Source organism: Allobosea sp. CER48 (assembly GCF_044752385.1).
Taxonomy (GTDB): Bacteria; Pseudomonadota; Alphaproteobacteria; order Rhizobiales; family Beijerinckiaceae; genus Allobosea.
Genome location: NZ_JBIWYK010000266.1, coordinates 1 through 4,317, shown reverse-complemented (window position 1 = coordinate 4,317; position 4,317 = coordinate 1). Strand labels below are relative to the sequence as shown.

At 67.2% G+C, this 4,317-nt stretch carries 3 protein-coding genes and 1 pseudogene; all 4 read left to right on the top strand.

Translation table 11 applies throughout. The features are described from left to right. Positions 1–177: 177 nt before the first annotated feature. Positions 178–2,445, top strand: a complete 2,268-nt coding sequence (gene ptsP / locus ACIPIA_RS10990) for a phosphoenolpyruvate--protein phosphotransferase (protein WP_400509406.1) — start codon at positions 178–180, stop codon at positions 2,443–2,445. A gap of 51 nt (positions 2,446–2,496) precedes the next feature. After that, complete coding sequence (prfA, locus tag ACIPIA_RS10985; protein ID WP_400509405.1) at positions 2,497–3,582, top strand: peptide chain release factor 1; 1,086 nt, start codon at positions 2,497–2,499, stop codon at positions 3,580–3,582. Between the two features lie 73 nt (positions 3,583–3,655). After that, positions 3,656–3,907 carry a hypothetical protein gene (locus tag ACIPIA_RS10980; protein ID WP_400509403.1) on the top strand — a complete coding sequence of 84 codons (252 nt, stop codon included), beginning with the start codon at positions 3,656–3,658 and terminating at the stop codon, positions 3,905–3,907. A 62-nt stretch (positions 3,908–3,969) separates the two neighbouring features. Then, positions 3,970–4,317 (top strand): annotated as a pseudogene (locus ACIPIA_RS10975) (peptide chain release factor N(5)-glutamine methyltransferase); the annotation flags it as partial.

The window sequence follows — 4,317 nt, the reverse complement described above, 5'->3', positions numbered from 1 at the left end:
TGTTCCAATTGCAACAAAATCGTCGAAATCTTGGGGGGATGTTTCGGGACCTGCTCGCAGCCCTTGCCGAATAAGGTCTTTGGTCGCTAGAAGGCAGGATGACCGGGGCGGGCGACTCAGGTCTGGACAGGCATCGTATCGTCGATGGCTGAGGAGGCGGGCGGAGGGCTGAGATTGATGCGAGGCGCTCTCGGAGGACCGGGCGTTCTGCTGCGCCGTCTCCGTGAGGTCATGGCTGCGCCGGTCAGCCCGCAGGAGCGGCTTGATCGTCTCGTCGTCCTGATCGCCGGCAATCTCGTCGCGGAAGTCTGCTCCGTCTACGTCCTGCGCGAGGACGGCTCGCTCGAGCTTTATGCCACCGAAGGCCTCAACCGCGAGGCGGTGCACCTCACCACCATGCGCGCTGGCGAGGGCCTCGTCGGTCTGATCGCGAGCGAGGCCGAGCCGCTGGCGCTTTCGGACGCGCAGGCGCACCCCTCCTTCTCCTACAGGCCGGAGACGGGCGAAGAGGTCTACCGCTCCTTCCTCGGCGTGCCGATCCTGCGTGGCGGCGCCGTGATGGGCGTGCTCGTCATCCAGAATCGGGCCTCCCGCATCTACTCCGAGGAGGAGATCGAGACGCTGCAGACCACCGCCATGCTGATGGCGGAGATGATTGCCGCCGGCGGGCTGAAGTCACTTGCCGCGCCCGGGGCGTCCATCGGTCTCGACCGCCCGATCCACGGCATCGGCGTCGTGCTCGCGGATGGTGTCGGCCTCGGCCACGCCGTGCTGCACGAACCCCGGGTCGCGATCAGCAACCTGATTGCCGAGAACCCGGCAGCCGAGGTCAGCCGCCTGGAGGCGGCGATCAACGAGATGCGCGCCTCGATCGACGAGCTGATCGAGCGCGGCGACGTGGCTCACACCGGCGAGCACCGTGACGTGCTCGAGACCTTCCGCATGTTCGCGCATGACCAGGGCTGGCTGCGCCGGATGCGCGAGGTGGTGCTGACCGGCCTGACCGCCGAGGCGGCTGTCGAGCGCGTCCAGTCCGACACGCGCGCCAAGATGCTGCGCCAGACCGATCCCTATCTGCGGGAGCGGCTGCACGACCTCGACGATCTCGCAAATCGCTTGCTGCGCACCCTTCTCGGCAAGGCCAATGGCGTTGCCCACGAGAACCTGCCCGAGAACGCGATTCTCGTCGCCCGTTCGATGGGGCCTGCGGCCCTGCTCGACTACGAGCGCGCGCATCTGCGCGGCCTCGTCCTGGAGGAGGGTGGCCCGACCAGCCATATCGCCATCGTCGCGCGCGCCCTCGGCATTCCCGCCGTCGGCGAAGTCGCGAACGCGACGGCTCTCGTCCAGGCCGGTGACGCCATCATCGTCGATGGCCAGGCGGGCGAGGTGCAGATTCGCCCGCAACCCGACGTCGAGAACGCCTACAAGGACAAGGCGCGGCTACGTGCCCGCAAGCAGAAGCAGTACGAGAAACTCAAGGAGCTACCGGCGGCGACGAGGGACGGCGTCGAGATTACCCTGCAGATCAATGCCGGGCTGATCGTCGACATGCCCAACATCGCGGCGACCGCGGCGGCCGGCATCGGCCTCTTCCGAACCGAGCTGCAGTTCATGGTGGCGCAGCACATGCCGACGACCGCCGAGCAGCAGGCCCTCTACGCGGCGGTGCTCGACACCGCCGGCGAACGCCCTGTGACCTTCCGCACGCTCGATATCGGGGGTGACAAGGTGTTGCCTTATATGGAGCGCGTCGAGGAGGAGAACCCGGCGCTCGGCTGGCGCGCCATTCGCATCGGCCTCGACAAGCCGCGGCTTCTGCGCGCGCAGCTGCGTGCGATGCTGCGGGCCGGGGCCAACCGCGACCTCAAGATCATGCTGCCGATGGTTGCGACCACGGACGAGTATCGTCGCGCCCGCATGATCATTCGCCGCGAGCAGGCCATGCTCGAGAAACAGGGCGTCGCGCCGCCGCGGGACCTGCGCGTGGGCGTGATGGTCGAGGTGCCCTCCCTGCTCTTCGAGCTCAGCGAGATCGCGCGCGAGGCGGATTTCCTCTCGATCGGCACCAACGATCTCATGCAGTTCCTGTTCGCGGCCGATCGCGAGAACAAGCGGGTCGCCGACCGCTTCGATCCGCTCGGCGTCGGCGCGCTGAGGGCGCTGCGCCGGATCGTCGAGGCGGCGTCGGAGACGGGCTGCCCGGTCACCGTCTGCGGCGAGATGGGTGGCAAGCCGCTCGAGACCATGGCTCTGATCGGCCTCGGCTATCGCGGCTTCTCGATGTCGGCTGCCTCGGTCGGCCCGGTCAAGGCGATGCTGCGCGCCCTTGATGTCCGCAGGCTGCGCGAGCGCATGGACTGGATGCTGGCTTCGCCGGAAGGCGCCACCAGCCTGCGCCCCCAGCTCGCTGCCTTTGCCGCCGAGTTCAAGGTCCCGGTCTAGCGACGCTCGTCCTCGCTCCGCGGCCCTTTCATCATTTGCAAGAGTTCTCCGATGTCCCTTCAGCTTCCTCAGGATCGTCTCGACGGCATCGTGGCGCGCCATGCCGCCGCGACCGAGGAGATCAACCATGCGAGCGATCCCACGCGCACGGTCGAGCTCGCGAAGGAACTGTCCGAGCTTGATCCGGTGGTCGCGGCGATCGCTTCCTGGCGGCAGGCGCAGGTCTTGCTCGACGAGGCGGAAGGTCTGATCGCCGACCCCGCTACCGATGCCGAATTCCGCGATCTCGCCTATGAAGAGCGTGACGCAGCCCGCGACGAGATCGAGGCCCGCGCCCGCGAGATCCTGATCGCGCTGTTGCCGAAGGACGCTGCCGACGAGCGCGGCGTCATCCTCGAAATCCGTGCCGGCACCGGCGGTGACGAAGCTTCGCTCTTTGCCGGTGACCTGCTCCGCATGTACCAGCGACATGCCGCCCAGAAGGGCTGGAGCGTCGACATCCTGTCCGAGAGCGAAGGCACGGTCGGCGGCTACAAGGAAGTCATCGCCGAGATCAACGGCCGCGGCGTCTATGCCAGGCTCAAGTTCGAGTCGGGCGTCCACCGTGTCCAGCGCGTGCCCGATACCGAGGCGAGCGGCCGCATCCATACCTCGGCCGCGACCGTGGCGACGCTGCCGCTCGCGAGCGAAGTCGACATCGCCCTCAACGATTCCGATATCCGCATCGACACGCTGCGCTCGGGTGGGGCCGGCGGCCAGCACGTCAACAAGACGGAATCGGCGGTGCGCCTCACCCATCTCCCCACCAATACGGTGGTGCTGGTCCAGGATGAGCGGTCGCAGCACAAGAACAAGGCGCGCGCGTATGAACTGCTGCGCGCCCGCCTCTACGACATGGAGCGGATGCGCATCGATGCCGAACGTTCGGCCGATCGACGCTCTCAGGTCGGCTCCGGCGATCGTTCCGAGCGGATCCGCACCTATAATTTTCCGCAGGGGCGCGTGACCGACCATCGCATCAACCTGACGCTCTACAAGCTCGACGAGATGATGCAGGGTCTTGTCCTCGACGAGATCGTCGATGCTCTGACCGCAGAGCATCAGGCGAAGCTCCTGGCCGCGGAAGGCGCGGTGTAGGCGGTGGCGATGAAACCAAATCGTCCTTTCGGCGTTGCTCCTGCATCGACACCAACGAAGGGGGGACCCTCCCATGATCAAGACGGTTTCGACAGTTGCGATGGCGAGCCTGATGGCGCTCGCGATGAGCGGCGTCGCCCAGGCGCAGAACAAGACGCTCCAGAGGGCTACGTCGGGCCAGCCGGCTGCCATCCAGGGCGCGATGACGCAGTCGCAGGCCCGCAAGGCGTGCCAGACGGAGATGAAGGGCGCTCGCGAAAGCAAGGCCTCCATCAACACCAAGATGAAGCTGTGCATCGACCAGAAGATGCAGGGCAACAGCTGAGCGAACATGCGAGCCCTGCGGGCGTGCCGCCCGGAGGGAGCGTTTGGTCAGGGGAGGGCGCCGTGCCGACCGTGAGGGAGGCGCGGCGTCTTCTTGCGCAGCGTCTGCTGCGTACCGGCTCCGCGAGTCCCGGGCTCGATGCGCGGTTGCTCGTCGAGGGCAGCATCGGCGCCGAGAACCTCGATCCTTCGATGGTCTTGCCAGCCGACGCCTTGGCGAGGCTGGACGGGTTTGCCGGGCGCCGCGAGGCCGGCGAACCGGTCTGGCGCATCCTCGGCGAGCGCGAGTTCTGGGGGCTGCCATTCCGGCTCTCGCCTGCGACCCTCGAGCCGCGACCCGACAGCGAGACCATCGTGGAGGCAGCCTTGAAGGAGTTGGGAGGCCGGAACACTGAGCCGCTGTCTCTTCTC

Coding starts and splice junctions, on each gene's coding strand:
- ptsP (WP_400509406.1), top strand. CDS start 178: ATGCGAGGCGCTCTCGGAGGACCGGGCGTTCTGCTGCGCCGTCTCCGT.
- prfA (WP_400509405.1), top strand. CDS start 2,497: ATGTCCCTTCAGCTTCCTCAGGATCGTCTCGACGGCATCGTGGCGCGC.
- ACIPIA_RS10980 (WP_400509403.1), top strand. CDS start 3,656: ATGATCAAGACGGTTTCGACAGTTGCGATGGCGAGCCTGATGGCGCTC.